Source organism: Hymenobacter norwichensis DSM 15439 (genome assembly GCF_000420705.1).
Lineage (GTDB): Bacteria > Bacteroidota > Bacteroidia > Cytophagales > Hymenobacteraceae > Hymenobacter > Hymenobacter norwichensis.
The window spans coordinates 121,164-136,594 of the sequence record NZ_ATVL01000013.1 but is presented as its reverse complement, the minus strand read 5'-3'; the positions used below and the strand labels follow the sequence as shown (position 1 = coordinate 136,594).

The 15,431-nt window shown below is 59.0% G+C and carries 13 protein-coding genes; 2 read left to right on the top strand and 11 right to left on the bottom strand.

Annotated features, from left to right (window positions below):
* Positions 1–121: 121 nt before the first annotated feature.
* From G536_RS31675 to G536_RS0124690, 6 genes are all read right to left on the bottom strand, one after another.
* Positions 122–613, bottom strand: coding sequence for a hypothetical protein (locus tag G536_RS31675; RefSeq protein WP_071837826.1), 492 nt, complete (start codon positions 611–613; stop codon positions 122–124).
* A 3-nt stretch (positions 614–616) separates the two neighbouring features.
* Positions 617–2,008, bottom strand: a complete 1,392-nt coding sequence (locus tag G536_RS0124710) for a DUF3696 domain-containing protein (RefSeq protein ID WP_022826293.1) — start codon at positions 2,006–2,008, stop codon at positions 617–619.
* 252 nt (positions 2,009–2,260) lie between these two features.
* Positions 2,261–2,941, bottom strand: coding sequence for a recombinase family protein (locus G536_RS0124705; protein WP_022826292.1), 681 nt, complete (start codon positions 2,939–2,941; stop codon positions 2,261–2,263).
* Between the two features lie 207 nt (positions 2,942–3,148).
* Positions 3,149–3,610, bottom strand: coding sequence for an SUKH-3 domain-containing protein (locus G536_RS0124700; RefSeq protein ID WP_084708867.1), 462 nt, complete (start codon positions 3,608–3,610; stop codon positions 3,149–3,151).
* Positions 3,611–3,689: 79 nt separating this feature from the next.
* Entirely contained in the window at positions 3,690–4,364 is a 675-nt protein-coding gene (locus G536_RS0124695) for a recombinase family protein (protein ID WP_022826290.1), read from the bottom strand.
* A 162-nt stretch (positions 4,365–4,526) separates the two neighbouring features.
* Positions 4,527–5,645, bottom strand: a complete 1,119-nt coding sequence (locus tag G536_RS0124690) for a Fic family protein (protein ID WP_026880563.1) — start codon at positions 5,643–5,645, stop codon at positions 4,527–4,529.
* Positions 5,646–5,893: 248 nt separating this feature from the next.
* Between G536_RS0124690 and G536_RS0124685 the strand changes: the two genes are divergently transcribed.
* Together G536_RS0124685 and G536_RS0124680 are read left to right on the top strand one after the other, a co-directional pair.
* Positions 5,894–7,471: a T9SS type A sorting domain-containing protein gene (locus G536_RS0124685; RefSeq protein WP_022826288.1), complete on the top strand. Its 1,578-nt coding sequence runs from the start codon at positions 5,894–5,896 to the stop codon at positions 7,469–7,471.
* Between the two features lie 630 nt (positions 7,472–8,101).
* Positions 8,102–9,040, top strand: coding sequence for an alpha/beta hydrolase family protein (locus G536_RS0124680; protein WP_022826287.1), 939 nt, complete (start codon positions 8,102–8,104; stop codon positions 9,038–9,040).
* Positions 9,041–9,073: 33 nt separating this feature from the next.
* On the opposite strand, the gene G536_RS29770 is transcribed toward G536_RS0124680, so the two are convergent.
* The 5 genes from G536_RS29770 to G536_RS31210 all read right to left on the bottom strand — a co-directional run bounded on the left by G536_RS29770 (position 9,074) and on the right by G536_RS31210 (position 15,133).
* The gene (locus tag G536_RS29770) at positions 9,074–10,003 is read right to left on the bottom strand and encodes a helix-turn-helix transcriptional regulator (RefSeq protein WP_022826286.1); all 930 of its coding nucleotides are present in this window, start codon (positions 10,001–10,003) and stop codon (positions 9,074–9,076) included.
* Positions 10,004–10,137: 134 nt separating this feature from the next.
* Positions 10,138–10,998: an aldo/keto reductase gene (locus G536_RS0124670; protein ID WP_022826285.1), complete on the bottom strand. Its 861-nt coding sequence runs from the start codon at positions 10,996–10,998 to the stop codon at positions 10,138–10,140.
* 419 nt (positions 10,999–11,417) lie between these two features.
* Entirely contained in the window at positions 11,418–11,843 is a 426-nt protein-coding gene (locus G536_RS0124665) for a response regulator (RefSeq protein WP_022826284.1), read from the bottom strand.
* A 4-nt stretch (positions 11,844–11,847) separates the two neighbouring features.
* Positions 11,848–14,376: a PAS domain-containing sensor histidine kinase gene (locus G536_RS31215; RefSeq protein ID WP_022826283.1), complete on the bottom strand. Its 2,529-nt coding sequence runs from the start codon at positions 14,374–14,376 to the stop codon at positions 11,848–11,850.
* Positions 14,377–14,542: 166 nt separating this feature from the next.
* Positions 14,543–15,133, bottom strand: a complete 591-nt coding sequence (locus G536_RS31210; RefSeq protein WP_022826282.1) for a siderophore-interacting protein — start codon at positions 15,131–15,133, stop codon at positions 14,543–14,545.
* Between the last annotated feature and the right edge of the window lie 298 nt (positions 15,134–15,431).

Below are 15,431 nucleotides of genomic sequence, written 5' to 3'. Positions count from 1 at the left end.
ACCAATCATGAAATTGCTATACCACCTACTACCAAGATATATTAAAGGCCATATTTAGGGGAAGCGTACACCTTCGATTGAATGTACTGCTGTATAGAGAGTATATATTAAGCTTATACAACTAAGTTCTCCGAGCTAGAGTCATTTCTTGTGGACAAATAAACTCTAACTGAACCCCATTTTCAGTTAAAGCTACACGATCATGATACCAGTCAGAGTCCGTAGCGTTAACAATAGGTGGGTTTGCATGATGAGCACGTGCTGCTGCTACAAATTTACGGTCAGAAGGGTCAAAAGAAATAAGCCTAGGATCAGATGGAAAATCTGTAAAGTTTCCATCTATAGATACAAGCAGATGCACGAGAGAACAATGAGCTGAATTGGTGTGATTACGTAGAGCCCATAGCAAGAAAGCATCACCTAACCCTGGCTGCCCAGAAGTATTCAACTTGTTTTGATATTCACGTAGAATTAAAAAATTGTCATCAAGGACCAATATTTCAGCGCTTTGCAATTGAAGAATGCGGGCTATAGCAGCACGTACACATTCCGGCCCCGCACTTGACGCATTATTGGCAGTCAATGGTACATTCGTATCAATTATGAAATACATGCTCTATGACGACTGAGATATTTTACGCCGCATTTGTGCATCCATCATTGCCGCAGCATCAGCGAATGGATCACCAAAGAAACCAACTGGCCAATTGCTAATATTTCCGTAATCGTCCAGCGCTAATGGAGTGAGCTTAGATCGGCCTGCCTCAATATCTGTGAAGTAAAGAGCCGCTTGATCGGAATCAAACCCCTTTTCATCCTCAACACCAAATTCAGCCATGCGGCGCTGTAAACGCTGTAACAAGTGTTCTGAATGACTTTCTAAGACAATTTGTAGACGCCGACGCTTAATGGCATCAATAAAAACATCAGCTAAACCAGCTTGGACAGCAGGATGTAGATGAATTTCCGGTTGCTCCAGAATCACAGTGGAACCCTCGGGTACATAAAAAAGCAAAACTAATACTGGCAAAATTTGTGAAATGCCAAAACCTACATCTGTCAGAAACACGCTAGCTGATTCTGCAGTGCGCTGGATACGGACTTCATACTCTTTACGATTAGGCGCTATAGGCTGAACAATAAAAGAATGAATTAACCCTAATTCCTTAAGCCAATAGGCTACGTGCTCCTCTACAGTACGCTTGATATTTTTTTCTTCTATATTAATAGTAGCTCCCCTATTCCTCGAGGCTAATAAAGCGGCAACTGCTTTTTCCCCACGATTACCTACCCCTTCTGGCTGTTCTCCCCCCCATATATATAATCTATTTGGATACTCGCGTAGTGGGCCTAAGTAATATGTTCTAGTAAAGAGAAGTTCGAAATCGAAAATCCATTTTGCAATTTCATCATATTGATCCGAGGGCAAACCAAAGCCAGATGGTAAACCATAGAATTTATTTACTTCAGTAAAGCGCTGTGGGAACTTAATAGCATCATGAATTTCAGTGCCAATGAATCCTTGTGTTGTAAAAGAGTAAACAGGATTATTGCTAATATCCTCTTTACCAGTCATTTTTAATTTTACTGATTTATTTTCTACTTCGTAAGAATAGTTTTGCAAAGAAATATTGTCTCCTCTTTTTCTAATTGTACTGCTAAAGATGCTATCGTAATCTGACCATTTAAACATGCGATTCTGTTTTGTTGAAAACAGCCTCTCTATCATGGATCTCCACTCAATAACGAAATGAATTGTGGATGGATCTTTTCGCATATATATAACATCAAATAGGGTTCCTAAATCAGTGTATGACCTATTATCACCTAAGTTCAATAGTTGTGATCTATCTGATGACTCCACTGTTTGTTTCAACATCAAGAGAAATTGCAGGATACTAGATTTACCAGACGAATTAGTACCAAAGAAACCAGTGAGGTTGCTAAAGTGAATATTACTGGTATCCTGCCAAGATTTAAAATTTTGGATACGAAGATTTTTTAACATAAAAAGGGCGAGTTAATCTGAAACTACAGTTTTCTTCTTAAGTGTTAGGTTATTGGAATTTGTTGCCGTTTAATCAATATGCTACTCTAAGAGCTAAGTAATGCATTTCTGTAAGCAAATATAGGGTAGAGTGTTACGCCTAAGGAATGTCGCTTGAGAAGAAAACTTCAATGGAAGAATTATCGGAATGGGATTGAAAAGATGATAAATTAAGCTCTTTCAATATAATAATGGTGAAAAATCTGGACTCGTTTAATAAAGTCCATCAGCTAGTGTCGGGGTATTCGTATTTAATAAGCGAAGAACAGAGGTTTTGTAGAACGCCTTACCCCGCCGTGTGTGGTACCCGTGAGAATTCAGTTCAGCGGCAATACTCTCCAGCGTGAGACCATCACGCCTTAACAACGTAGCTAGTCGTCGTGCCTGCTTGTTAGCTACGGCTTCAACAGCGTTCTGTTTGACAACCGCCCGTCCCATTGCCCGGGAAACGTCGGTAAAGTTCTCGGGGTTACCTAGCGTAAAGCCCCTCGCTTTCTTGGCGGCTAGTCCCCGCTTGGTTGAATCCGAGATATCCTTGGCGGCCTTCTGGGCCACGGCCGCCAGGATGTTAATGGTAAACTCGTCGGCATGGGGGATGTCACAGGCCTTGAAACGTACTTTCTCCTCCATCAGCTTGGAAGTAAAGTACACACTTCGGGCCAACCGCGACATTTCGGCCACGAGTAGCACCGCCCCCACTGCTTTGCTCTCGGCAATCGCCTCGGCCATCTCGGGCCGGTTGTTCTTGCGCCCACTCTCGATCTCTATGTACTCGGCCACGATGCGGTCCCCGTCCTGCAGGAACCGGTGCGCAATCATTCGTTGCCCTTCCAACCCCAGCCCGCTTACGCCCTGCCGTAAGGTCGATGCCCGTAGATACAACACATAGTCCATAGAGGGAAATCATCTAAAATCCCCCGCAAAATACGGAAGTTACATGTTAAAGACGTTACCCTAAGAACGTTACTTTATATTTATAACAAGTTGATATAAAGCTAATTAACAAACTAATTTTTCGCTCAATACGATGTGCAGTATAGCACTTTCAGCAAAGGGAGGAAGGTGGATCGGGAAAAGTAGCAGAATCCCGTTGAGTGGCTGTCATTCGTCCATTAGGTCTGGAATCTCCTGCACGGGTTGGCGCTGACAGATCGCTTCAATTGCCGCTTCGCCGCTACTAGCTAGGATGCAGAGGTAGTCATCATACCCGCCATACACCTTCCCGGTGTCGTCCATAAAGAGCAACAAGTAATTGGCATAAGCTTGGCCAATAACACACAGGGTCGGGTTACCGAGACGTTGGGCGTAGTTCTGCAACACCCATGAGCTATCTACGTCACCGGCCGCTTTGCGCGCGTGGAAGTGAAACGTGTCGTTGCTTCCCGCTTCAGTACACGAAACCTGTAGCCCGCCAAACGCTTGTAAGAACTGCTCTACCGCCGCAAACCAGGGATAACCTTCTACCGCCAGCGCTAGCCGATAGCCTAGGGTGATGACCCGCCGGCCCGGGTGCCAGCCCGCTGTTGTCAACACCGAATGGGTAGAAGCAGAGAAGGTCGTCATAGAGGTGATGAAAGGAAGCGTGCTTTACTCTGTCGATTGCTGGTATTTATCAAGTCAAAGGCAGCAACCAGTGCTTACCTTATACGAGGGTGCTGCTTTCTACTGTAGGCAGCAAGCGCTTGACGCCCATGGGATGGAAGGCCTTCCCTCGCCTCGTTCGGTACCCCGACTCATTGAGCTTGTTGGCAATCTCGCGCAAGCTCACCCCAGTCGCTCGTAATAGCACGGCTAATTGGGCGGCTTGCCGATTGTTCAGATTGGTCTGGGCATTGTGCTGAAGCGACACCCACGATTTCTCTCGCGCTGCTGTCGTCAGGTTAGCGGGCGTGCCGAGCTGAAAGCCCCGCGCCTTCTTGGCAGCGAGCGCATCCTTGGTTCGGGTAGAAATAGCGGTCGCCTCCTTCTGCGCGACGGCTGCTAGGATGTGCAAGGTAAACTCATCGGCTTCCGGCAAGTCCACGGCTTTGAAGCGAACGTGACTTTCCATCAGCGCAGCTAGGAAGGCCACGTTGCGCGCCAAGCGGTCGAGCTTGGCCACGAGCAGTACGACTCCCTCCTGCTTGGCTCTCGTAATGGCAGCCTGTAACTGTGGCCGACTGTTCTTGCGCCCACTCTCGATTTCAATGTACTCCGCCACGATGCTCGCCTCGGTTCCCACGAAATTCCGCACCGCCGCTTGCTGCGCTTCGAGTCCCAACCCGGACTGCCCTTGGCGGGCAGTGCTCACGCGGAAGTAGGCGACGTAGCACGTCATCGAGTAGAAATCAGAGGAAAACAGTGCAAGATACTGCTTTGTCACATTTCTTAAACGTCCGTTCAACTAATGTGACACGCTAAGATTTGGGTAGTTTTGAGCCGATATCCTGCTTCTGTATAATCGAGACCCGTGCGTATAACGGACAAGCCGTGCTCGTTCTTAACCGCTCGTTTCCTCGGGGGCTAAGCAATAACTGGTGCTCCGGCCACCTGCGCCTTCTTTGCGCAGAATCCCCTTATCGATCAGATCGGCAATGTCGCGTCCGGCCGTGTCCTGGGAGCACTTGGCCATGCGGGCCCATTTCGAGGTAGTGAGTTTGCCCTCAAAGCCGTCCAGTAGCCGCTGCACCAGCCGGCGCTGCCGCTCCGTGAGCGGCGTGAGCCGATGCTGCTCCCAAAACTGGGCCTTGGCCAGCACCTGCGCCAGGGTGTGTTCAGCACTGGTGAGCGCTCTGCCGAGGCACTGCAGAAACCACGTCAGCCAGGGTGTCAGATCGAGCGGGCCGCGCTGGCTGGTTTCCAGCAGGTCATAGTAGGTTTGGCGTTCGGCCTGAATCTGGGCCGACATGCTGTAGCAGCGCTGGGCGGTGCCATCGGCCCGGGCGAGTTGCAGATCAGCAATGGCGCGGGCGATGCGGCCATTGCCGTCGTCAAAGGGATGGATGGTAACAAACCAGAAGTGGGCGAGGGCGGCTTTGAGGACAGGATCTAGCCCCAACGGGGTGTTGAACCAGGTCAGGAACTGCTCCATCTGCGCGGCCAACTCGTCAGCGGCCGGGGCCTCGTAGTGCACGCGTTCCCGCCCCATCGGACCCGAGACGACCTGCATGGGCCCCGTACGCCAGGCGCCTACTCGTAGCGGGTACAAGCCACTGTGCCCCATAGGAAATAAGGCGTGGTGCCAGCCAAACAGGCGTTCGGCGGTTAGCGGCGCCTCGGCCTGCTGCGTGGCGTCGAGCATCATCGCCACCACGCCTTCCACCCGCCGATCAACCGGCGGCAGGCCGGCCTGCTCCAAGCCCAGGCGATAGGCGAGCGAGGAGCGCACGGAGGCGGGGGGGAGCAGTTCCCCTTCAATTTCACTGGACTTGAGCACGTCCAGCGTGAGCGTCTGCAGGGTCGCTTCCGCTCTCACCTCCAGCCCCAGGTTATCGAGTCGGCCCAGTAGACGCCCTTGCTGGTGCCGCACAGCACCCAGCAGGCTTTCCAACGCGGCCGGCTGCCAAGTGAACTGCGGCCACGTCGGCAGTTGATGAATATAAGGCTGTATTCTCCGCATATGATGCGGTAAATATAGCCCCTATTCTCCGCACGAGGTCCCTGGTTTTTATACTATCGCCTGCCTCTGAGGCCTTATAGCAGGTCATAACGAACGTCTGATAGCGCTCTTACTAGTTCGCTAAATCCCTTTTTCTATCTCAAAAAAACGGTCCATTTCATGGACCGACGAGACATACCGACGAAGAGAGGAATGGAGCAATTTTTGCACCGCAAAGCAATACCATTCCATCTTGTTCTATTCCTATTATGAAAGCACGTGTACTCGTTCTCCTGTTCTCGCTCTTCTTCTGCTATACGCTCCCGAGCGCGACGGCCCAAGTTCTGCTCAAGCAGTGGGACCACACCTTTGGCGGCACGGGCTACGACTACTGCTATACCGCGCAGCCCACCAGCGACGGCGGCTATATTCTCGGCGGCGAATCCACCTCGGGCCGCAGTGGCGATAAAACGCAAGCCGGGGCGGGAGACTGGGACTACTGGGTGGTCAAGGTGGATGCCGCCGGCGTCAAGCAGTGGGACCGCACCTTCGGCGGTTCGGCCTGGGACTACCTGCCGGCCGTGCGGCAAACCAGTGACGGCGGCTATATCCTGGGTGGCAGTTCCATCTCGGGCATCAGCGGCGATAAAACGCAACCCAATCTGGGCGCGCATGACTACTGGATCCTCAAGCTCGATGCCAATGGTACGAAGCAATGGGACCGCACCTTCGGGGGCAACAATTCCGACATGGTCTCCGACATCCAGCAAACTAGTGATGGCGGCTATGTGATTGGGGGCTACTCTCACTCCGGCATCAGCGGCGATAAAAGCCAGGCCAATCTGGGCGCCTATGACTACTGGGTGGTAAAGATCACGGCCACTGGCGTCAAGCAGTGGGACCGCACCTTGGGCGGCGGGGGCATCGATTTTCTCAACTGCCTGCAGCAAACCAGTGATGGGGGCTACATTCTAGGCGGCGAATCGCGCACGGATCCGAACCCGGAGATCACGGCAGCCAACCTGCTCTTGTTTAACATGTGGGTCGTCAAGCTCGATGCCAACGGCACCCGGCAATGGGACCGCACCTTCGGGGGCAGTGGCTTTGATGGCGTATCTCGGGTGCAGCAAACGGCCGATGGCGGGTATGTGGTGGGGGGCAATTCCACTTCCGGCATCAGTGCCGATAAAACGCAGCCCAGCCAGGGCAGCACGGATTATTGGGTGCTCAAACTGACGGCGAGCGGGGTAAAGCAATGGGACAAAACGCTGGGCGGCAGCGGCTCGGATGGGCTGAGTGCCCTGCAGCAGACCGCGGATGGCGGGTACCTGCTTGGCGGCACCTCGGCCTCGCCCGCCAGCGGCGACAAGACGCAGGCCAGCCAGGGCACGAACGACTTTTGGCTCGTCAAGCTCGACGGCAACGGCACTACGCAATGGGATCAGGCCGTGGGCGGCAGTGGCTCGGACGCGTTGTGTTCGCTGCAGCCGACGGGCGATGGCGGCTATATTCTGGGGGGACATTCCGACTCGGGCATCGGCGGGGACAAAACTCAAGCCAGCCAGGGGCAGAATGATTACTGGCTCGTTAAACTCGGTGCCGGGCCACTGGCCACCGCGTCCGCGACCAAACCGACCCCGTTAGCGGCGTTTCCCAATCCCATGACCGTGCAGGTAACGGTGCAGGGGCGGGTCGGCACCCCATACCAGCTGCTGAGTCCCGTGGGCCAAGTGGTCCACACGGGGCAGGTGGGGGATCCGCCGCTGAACGTGCACGCCCTGCCGGCGGGCCTGTATCTGGTGCGCGACCAAACCACGGGCCGTCTCAGCAAGCTGGTCAAACAATAAGCCCGGGCCAGGCCACCAGACGAAGGGGCCAGCACGTCTGGAACTGGAAGGGAAACGGATGGTAGCGCCCACCAACCGGTTGTCGGGCGAGGCAATGCCTTCCCGTTCTCTTTCTTGAACCTTCCTCCTTAGCATGTAACTTCCTCCCTCCCCCACCCTTCTTCTGTTGAGTAGCACTTGCGTGATGAAAAGTTGGCCTTGGTTAAGAGTTTGGTTCAAACATTAATCGGCGAGTTTATCCGGGGTCTCCCTGCAAAGTGTCTCCACTGCAGAATCAGGCGTTCAGCAGTATTGGGCAGGTATGTTCAGCAATCACAGTACCGTTAACTCATCTTGATAGATGAGTTAACGGTACTGTGATTGCTGAACAGGTTTTCTGTACCAATTAGGCCTGTTTTCTATGCCATGTGCTGAGGGGCAAGTGATTGACAGAGTTGTTCATTTATAGGGGGGGGTGTGACTGAACAAACAACCGCGCCCGCAGCCGACTGACGAGAGACTTTTTACGCGTTCCCGCAATTTGTGCTGCGTAAACCGCATTTTGAATGGCTTGTAATGGGCTGTGACGGGAGACTTTTGTGGTGGAAGCAGCCGCCCCGCATTCCAATTTTTCTCCGAAGATTTACGCCCATGAACGACTTACTCAGTAGCCTGTCACTCAGCGCGCCGGCCCCGGTTATTTCCGTTAGTCCGGTCGTGATTGCTGCGCCGGGGCGGGGCCAAGAACTGCACGTGCGCGTGTCCGCACCCTTAAGCGGGGGCGAACTACCGGTTATCCTCTTTTCGCACGGCAATGGGTCTTCTTTGCAGGGCTACGGCCCCCTGGTCCAGTTTTGGGCGGCGCACGGCTTCGTCGTAGTGCAGCCCACGCACCTGGATTCGCGCACGCTCGGCCTGCCGCCCGACGATGCCCGCCGGCCGGCTATCTGGCGGCACCGGGTGGCGGACCTGCGCCACATCCTCGACAACCTAGCGACGGTGGAGGATGCCCTCCCAGGCCTGCGCGGCCGCCTCGACCATGCCCGCGTGGCCGTGGCCGGGCACTCCTACGGCGGGCAGACGGCGGGCATGCTGCTGGGGGCCCGCCTGCCCGACCCGGCCGACGGGAAGGAAGTCAACCTGTTGGATGCCCGCGTCAAGGCAGGCATCTTGCTGGCCGCGCCGGGCGGGGGCGGGGCCGATTTAAGCCCGGCGGCCGCCCGCAATCACCCCTTTCTGCAGCCCGACTTTCGCTACCTGACGACCCCCACGCTGGTCGTGGTGGGTGACCACGACGTGTCCAGTATGAGTCCGCGCGGGGCCGACTGGCGGGCCGATGCCTACCAACTGAGTCCACCCGGCGGCAAGTGCCTGCTCACGTTGTTTGGGGCCGAGCACTCGCTGGGCGGCATTGCCGGGTACGAGTCGCGGGAGACCACCGACGAAAGCCCAGCGCGCGTCGCCGCCCTCCAGCAGCTGACCTGGGCCTACCTGCGCAGCACCCTTTACCCCACCGACCCGGCCTGGCCGGCTGCCTGCGCGGCCCTGCGGGCGCAGCCCCAGCCGCTCGGGCAGGTCGAGTGCCGCTAGAGCCGCCCCCTCCCTCCTGGCCAGCGCAAAACGCTAAGCCGGCACTGCAAGGGCCGCCTCCGTGGCCAGTTGCTTGAATTCGGTGGGGGTAAGGCCGGTCTTCTGCTTGAAGAGGCGGCCCAGGTAGGAGGGGCTTTCGAAGCCCAGGCGAAAGGCTACCTCGCGCACGCTCAAGGGCGTGCTCAGTAGCAGTTGCCGGGCTTTTTCGAGCAGCGCGGCGTGCAGGTGCTGCTGCGCATTCTGGCCCGTGTGCCGGCGCAGGACCTCGCCCAGGTAGGCCGGCGCCACGTGCAAGGCTTCCGCCAAGTGCTGCACGGTGGGCAGGGGCTGGTCGGCGGCGTGGTCCTGGTACGTCGCTAGCAGGGCCTCGAAGCGACTGAGCAGGTCGGGGCCGCCCACTGGCTCGGTGGGAAACTGCCGGTGGTAAGCCCGGTTAGCCACTTGCAGCAGCACCTCGAGCTGCGTGCCGAGCAGTTGCTGGCTGAAGGCATCGGCGGGCAGTTCGCTTTCCTGCCGTAGCCCCAGCACGGCGTGGCGGATTCGTTGCTCGTCGGCGGCCGAGAGTGCCAGGGCCTGCCGCACCCGGTAGCTAAAGAAGGGATAGCGGCCCAGCGGTGAGTTGACCGACGGGCGCCCCAGCAAATCAGGGTGAAAGACGACCAGCCAGCCCGCGCCGGCCTGGGTAGCGGCGGGGCAAAACGTCACGGGCTGGCCGGGCGCGTAGAAACCCAGCTCGCCCGGCTGGTAGTCGTACTCCTGCTGCCCGTAGGGGAGCTGCCCGTCGAAGTGCCGCTTGAGCAGGATAACGTAGAGCGCGCGCCAGGCGGGGGCAGCGGCCACCCCAGTAGGTGGGTGCTGGGCTAGGTCCACGACCGTGACCAACGGGTGGGCCGGAACAGGAAAGCCGTAGTGCCGCGTGAAGTCGGCCACGGTGGACAGGGTAGCGAAGGGCGGAGTACTCATGAGGGCTTAAGCTACGAAGAAACCCGTTCTACCCGCCGGCTACCAGGTGGTAGCGAGCGGGTAGAACGGGCACCCGGCCAAGTGGCGGGGTGGTGCGGCGACTACCCAGCGGGGCAGCCTGAACGCGAAGCTACTTAGTGCCCTAGCGCATCCAGAACCCGCATATCCTCCGCCGTAAGGGACAGGTGTAGGGACTGCCTATTCTCGGCCAGGTGCGCGAGGCTGGTCGTGCCCGGTATGGGCAACACGTTGGGGGCGTGGTGGAGCAACCAACTCAGAGCAACTTGCCGGACCGACACCTGGTGCCGGCCGGCGACTTGCTGGAGTGCGTCCGTCTCCTGTACCTGCCCCCCGCCAATGGGGAACCACGGAATAAAGGCAATGCCCTGCGCCCGGCAGTACGCCAGCACGGGCTCGGCCGCCCGGTCGAAGAGGCTGTAGCGGTTCTGCACGGAGGCCACGGGAAAGTGCTGCTGGGCAAGCTTAATCTCCTCTACGGATACTTCCGATAGGCCCAGGTGCCGCACCAAGCCCTGCTGCTGGGCCTGCGCCAAGGCGGCAAACGTGCGTTCGGCGGGCACCCGCGGGTCGAGGCGGTGCAGTTGGTAAAGATCTAGGCGCTCGAGCTTAAGGCGGCGCAGGCTGCCGGCCAGGGCCTCGTGCAGGTGCTGGGGGGTGGCATCGAGCAGCACCTCCTGGCCGGGGCCGTAGCGCACCACGCCGCCTTTGGTGCCCACCACCAGCCCGGCGGGGTAGGGATGCAGCGCCTCGGCAATCAACTCTTCCGAAACGAAAGGGCCGTACATATCGGCCGTATCAATAAACGTCACGCCAAGTTCGACGGCCCGTCTTAGTAGCGCGAGCATTGCCGGCCGGTCGGTGGGGGGGCCATAAAGCCCGGGACCGGTGATGCGCATCGCCCCGAAGCCGAGCCGGCTAATGGGTAAGTCGCCCCCAAGGGCAAAAGTGGTTTCTAGTGGCAAAGAAGTGGTCATGACTGAGGAGAATAGGGGGGGGTGAACTGCGGCGGCGCGGGGCCGAAGAGTACCACAAAGTTCAGCGGCCACCTCAGGCAGCGAGCCATTCAAATGCGCGTTTGACTCGCACAAATTGCGGAACCGGGTGCTTCACTCCCCAGCCATCATCGCGGGTACACGCTACTGGGAGCAGACACTTGACGTCAACCAGCTTGCCCAGTATCTAGGCAACCCGAAGGGCACGCGCGACGAAGTAGCTAAGGCAATGCAGCCTAGTAACGCACAGCCACCAGAATGCGGGGGGCTGGATGAAGGCCACTACTGGAGTCCTTCTATCACGAAGTGCAGCGCATCAGTGAGCGCGCTATTCATCCTGAATTGGGAAACCGCTGCATGCTTAGAGATGGTCTCTTACTTGTTTGGCTGGGGGCTGCTCATTAGCTGGCGGGGCTTGCTTGGCCGAAGTGCTCCTGGAGCACCTGGTTGACTTTGTCGCGGGTGAGGGGCTTGATGAGGTAGCCGGCGATGGGCAGGCCCTGCATCTGCTCGACGTCGTTGGGGTTGAGGGAGGTAGTGAGCATGATGATGACCACCGAGGGGTTTTCCCGTTCGGGCCGTTGGGCGTAGGCCTGCAGGAACTCGAAGCCGTTCATGCGCGGCATTTTCATGTCGAGCAGGATGAGGGCCGGGCAGGTGGGCGAGGTGGGCAGCTCGCAGTGCTGGTGCAGCAGGTCCAGCGCCTGCTGGCCGTTTTGGGCTACCAAGACGGTGTCGCTGATGGCCATGCGCCGGAGCAGGGTTTGGTTGAGGTAATTGGTCGTGTCGTCGTCGTCGACGAGCAGCGTGCAGGAAACGGCGGCCATATAGTTAGGAGGGGAGGTAAGCGGGGAAAGGGAGCGCGCCGGCAGTAGGTGCGTCGTGGGGCAGGAAGACGAAAAAGGTGGTACCGGCGCCGAGCTGGGAGTGCACCTCAATGCGGCCCCCGGCGTTCTCGACCATGCGCTTGACCATGTAGAGGCCGATGCCCGTGCCCTCGACGTGGTCGTGCAAGCGCTGGAACATGCCGAAGAGCTTGGGCAACTGCGCTTCGGCAATGCCGAGGCCGTTGTCGTGCACTTCGAGCACGGTGTGGCCCTCGCGCACGTGGCCCCGCACGTCGACGCGCGGCGGCCGGTCGGGCGAGTGGTACTTGACGGCGTTGCTGAGCAGGTTGTAGACGATGCTGCGCAGGTTCTTTTCAGAAAACTGGATGGGCGGCAGGGCGTTCACGTCAACGAACAGCTTGGCCCCGGCACCCTCCAGCAGCGGCGCCAGGTCCAGGCGCACGTCCTCAATGACGGCGGCCAGGTCGACTCGGGTGGTGGCCGGGGCGTGCTCTTTCTGCAGCTTGGACACGTCGGTGAGGTGGTCGATGGTGCGCGTGAAGCGCTCCACCGCGTCGTGCATGCGCGTGAGCGTGGGGCCCACTTCCTCGTCTTGGGCCACGGCCGGGGGCAGCCCTTCCTGCAGCAGGTAGAGCAGGCCTTCGATGTTGGAGATGGGCGCTTTGAGGTCGTGGCTGGCCGTGTAGATGAAGTTGTCCAGGTCGACGTTGGTGCGCGTGAGCTGCTGGTTACTGTCGCTCAACTCCGCGTTGGTGGACTGCAACGCTTGGTTGAGGACGTCGACCTGCTGGCGGGCCCGGACCTGGGCGGTGACGTCCAGGGCCACGCAGGAGATGCGCGTCACCTGCCCGTGCTCGTCGCGCAGGGGCTGGAAGGCAAAGGTGAAGTAGCCCACCTCGTCCGGCGCCTGGGGGTCCAGCTGCGCGGCAAACTCTTCGACGAACAGGGACTCGCCCTGTTCCCACACCCGCCGCAGCAGTTCGGGCACGCCCTGGCTGGTCAACTCCGGCAGCACCTCGAAGTAGGGCCGCCCCAGGCACTGCTCCGCGGTGCGCTTAATAACGTGCGTCATGGTCGGGTTGATGACCTCAAACACGTAGTCCGGGCCGCGCACCACCCAAATGCCGGCGGGGGCCTGCGCAAAGACGTCCGTGAGCAGCTGCCGCTGGATTTCGCGCTCCCGGCGGGCGAGCACCTGCTCGGTGACCTCGAAGGCAAAGATGCTGACGCCCGCTATCTGCTCGTTTTCGCGGTAGGCTTGGTAGGTAAAGTTGAAGTACAGAGTGCGGGGGGGCTCACCGTTCACCGGCACGGGCGCAAAGGGCGCCTCGGCCCCGAAGTAGGTTTCGCCGGTGTGGTAGACACGGTCCAGCAGCGCCTCAAAGCCTTGCGCGGCCAATTCAGGCGCGGCGTCCGCCACCTCGCGGCCCGCCAGTGGCCCCGCGGAAAACAAGGCCTGGTAGGCGGCGTTGACGTACTCAAAGCGGTGGCCGGGGCCGCGCAGCAAGGCAATGGGGGCCGGGGTTTGCGCGAACACCTCGTAGAGCAGGGTTTGCTGGTCGGCCTGCCGCCGGGCGGCGGCGAGCAGGTCAGCCTGCAGGATGAAGGCTTCCTGGGTGCGCGCCTGCACGCGGGTCTCCAAGTCCTGGTTGAGCTGCTGCAGCTGCTGGCGGGCGCGGACTTGCTCGGTGACGTCGGTGCCCACGGACCGAATGCCGATGACGCGGCCGTCCGGCAGGAATTCGGACTGGAACACGAAGTTCCAGTACACTTCCTGCCGCTGCCCGTGCCGGACGAGGGTGGTGGGCTGCTCGTGGGCCGTGTGGGCGGTGCCGGTGGCGTAGACCCGGTCGAAGAGGGCCACCACCTCGGGGGTAGCTGCCTCGGGCAGCACCTCGAACACCGGCCGGCCGAGCACGTCGGGGAGCGGGCGGTCCCAAATGGCCAGCGTGGCGGCGTTGGCCAGCTCCACGCGGTGCTGCGGCCCGCGGTACACGGCCACCGCCACGGGAGCCTGCTCTACGAAGCTGCGCAGGGAGTTGCGCTGCTCCTCGGCCTCGGAGCGCAGCGCTTGCTCGCGGGCCTGGCTGTCGCGCAGGGCCAGCTCGACGGCGCTGCGGTCCTGGTCAGACGTGTCGGTGAAGCTGACGACGAGCCAGTCGCCGGAGCGCCGGGCGGCCAAGCGGAAGTAGTTGTCGAGCCCGTCGGCCTGGTAGTTGACGTCGTAGGGGCCGGCGGTCTCGTCGGCGTAGGCGCGCCGGTAATAGGCGAGAATGCCCGCGGCCAGGGTGGCGGGGAAGCGGGTGAGCAGCGTGCCGCCGGGACGCTCGGCCAGGCCGGTCATGCGCTGGCCGGCGGGGTTGACGTACTCGAGGGCAAAGTCTTCGATTTCCCCGGCCGGGTCGTACACCGGGCGCAGCACGTTGACGCCGGTGAGCGAAATGTCCAGCAGGTCATGCAGGAGGCTGTCGGGAAAGGGCAGGGAAGTTGAGGCGGGGGAACCGGGAGCCATGAAGCGACGGGGAAGGCGGGAAGAAAGGACAGCGCAACGTAAAGGTTACCAGCAGTCATTTAACAATCAGGAAGTACGGAAGCTGGGCTGCAGCAACCGGACTAGCCAGGAAAGAAAACGAGAGAACCAGTCCAAAGCTCGGCCGTTTAACTTTTGTGCCAAACTTTTAACCGAGGCCAAGCTTGCGCAGGCCTAGCGTTTCCGCCACCCGCAGGTACTGGGCGGCCGACAGCGTAGCCGCGACCTCCACATGCAAGGGCCAGCGGCCGTCGAGGTCCGCAAACACCTCCTCGCGGTGTTGGGCGTGGATGACGCTGAGCACGGGCACGTCGGGCGCTAGCTGCCGGTGCAACGCATAGAAGTGCGAGAGGCAGGAGACATCCCCCAGGAACACGTGCGCGGGGGCCGCGGGGTTCAGCAGGAACTGACCTCCCGGGCCGTAGAAATGCACCGTATCGCCCGGCCGGCACTGCGCCGCCCAGTGGGCCCCCGGCCCGTCGGAGAAGGTGCAGACGGCCAGTTCCACCTCTTGCCGGGCGGGGTCGTAGCCCCACACGGAATACGTGCGTTTACGCAGGCTGGTCTCGGCGGCTGCCAGCCCGAAGAAGACGTTCAGCGTCTGACCTGGCGTATACGTCCAGTGCTGTAGGGCCAGCCCGGCGAGGGTGATCCGGTAGGCGTGCGCGGCCAAGCGCGCAGCCCCCACGACGGTCGCTTGCTGCATTACCTGCCGGGCCAGAGAAGTAAGGAGGCTCATAGAATACAACCCGTGAATCAAGGTAGTCGCATAGTGAGGCCCAATACTTTAAGGGTACACACCGCAACCGCCTAACTGGGCTGAATTTCACCGCCGCCTGGGCTCTCATGTACCGCCAGGGTAAGCAACGCATCCTCGCCGCTGACCGCTGCCTTTCGGGTCGTGCCGTAAGGGCAGGGCCACTACCGCTAGTTCACCCCCCTGGCTGCACGATCCCGCTTACTTTCGGATGAAACAGATACTACCCGCGTTCGAGAGGAGATGAGCGGAACTCCTAGAAAGCCATACAGAGGAACCT

What these genes read in the sequence shown, in the direction of transcription:
- G536_RS0124685 (WP_022826288.1), top strand. Translation starts at nt 5,894, where the DNA reads ATGAAAGCACGTGTACTCGTTCTCCTGTTCTCGCTCTTCTTCTGCTAT.
- G536_RS0124680 (WP_022826287.1), top strand. Translation starts at nt 8,102, where the DNA reads ATGAACGACTTACTCAGTAGCCTGTCACTCAGCGCGCCGGCCCCGGTT.
- G536_RS29770 (WP_022826286.1), bottom strand. Translation starts at nt 10,003, where the DNA reads ATGAGTACTCCGCCCTTCGCTACCCTGTCCACCGTGGCCGACTTCACG.
- G536_RS31215 (WP_022826283.1), bottom strand. Translation starts at nt 14,376, where the DNA reads ATGGCTCCCGGTTCCCCCGCCTCAACTTCCCTGCCCTTTCCCGACAGC.
- G536_RS0124670 (WP_022826285.1), bottom strand. Translation starts at nt 10,998, where the DNA reads ATGACCACTTCTTTGCCACTAGAAACCACTTTTGCCCTTGGGGGCGAC.
- G536_RS0124700 (WP_084708867.1), bottom strand. Translation starts at nt 3,610, where the DNA reads ATGACGACCTTCTCTGCTTCTACCCATTCGGTGTTGACAACAGCGGGC.
- G536_RS31675 (WP_071837826.1), bottom strand. Translation starts at nt 613, where the DNA reads ATGTATTTCATAATTGATACGAATGTACCATTGACTGCCAATAATGCG.
- G536_RS0124695 (WP_022826290.1), bottom strand. Translation starts at nt 4,364, where the DNA reads ATGACGTGCTACGTCGCCTACTTCCGCGTGAGCACTGCCCGCCAAGGG.
- G536_RS0124705 (WP_022826292.1), bottom strand. Translation starts at nt 2,941, where the DNA reads ATGGACTATGTGTTGTATCTACGGGCATCGACCTTACGGCAGGGCGTA.
- G536_RS0124690 (WP_026880563.1), bottom strand. Translation starts at nt 5,645, where the DNA reads ATGCGGAGAATACAGCCTTATATTCATCAACTGCCGACGTGGCCGCAG.
- G536_RS0124710 (WP_022826293.1), bottom strand. Translation starts at nt 2,008, where the DNA reads ATGTTAAAAAATCTTCGTATCCAAAATTTTAAATCTTGGCAGGATACC.
- G536_RS31210 (WP_022826282.1), bottom strand. Translation starts at nt 15,133, where the DNA reads ATGAGCCTCCTTACTTCTCTGGCCCGGCAGGTAATGCAGCAAGCGACC.
- G536_RS0124665 (WP_022826284.1), bottom strand. Translation starts at nt 11,843, where the DNA reads ATGGCCGCCGTTTCCTGCACGCTGCTCGTCGACGACGACGACACGACC.